Origin of the sequence: Jiangella anatolica (assembly GCF_003236295.1) — a bacterium.
GTDB lineage: Bacteria > Actinomycetota > Actinomycetes > Jiangellales > Jiangellaceae > Jiangella > Jiangella anatolica.
The window spans coordinates 1-434 of the sequence record NZ_POTW01000223.1; the positions used below are offsets into that span (position 1 = coordinate 1).

At 38.0% G+C, this 434-nt stretch carries 2 protein-coding genes; both read right to left on the bottom strand.

The genetic code is table 11. From position 1 onward, the window contains the following. Positions 1–257, bottom strand: a 257-nt coding sequence (locus tag C1I92_RS33085) for a galactokinase family protein (protein WP_325048181.1), incomplete at its 3' end; no start/stop codon positions are given. A gap of 76 nt (positions 258–333) precedes the next feature. Next, the coding region (locus C1I92_RS35780) for a hypothetical protein (RefSeq protein ID WP_146605401.1) at positions 334–434 on the bottom strand (101 nt) is incomplete at its 5' end.

Genomic DNA, 434 nt, shown 5'->3' on the forward strand with positions numbered 1-434 from the left:
CTCTTAGGAATTTCAACATTGAGAGAAAATTCATCAGTTTCATCAAGATCTGCAGCATAAACATTCCAAATATGATCATCTCGTTTTGTACCAGAAACGGCCGTACCAAAATTAATTGCGCAAGGCATAACAAAGCCGTCGTTGTAGTCGGTATGTTCGCCGATGATATTTACTCTGCCAGGCGCATAGACGGTAATTTCTGGCAAATTTTTATGCTGTCTATTGAAAATTTGTTGAGCATTTTGGATTGGGGTCATATTTCTATCCTTTATATTAAATCTATACTCGATCTGCACCCCTCTTTGCTAAAGCTAAAGAGGGGAACTGACTATATTATTTAGTTCTTTCTTTATAATGAACTTCACTCAAAGCACGTAATCGCTCTGCTGCCTGTTCTGCCGTTAAATCACGTTGGTTTTCGCCTAACATTTCAT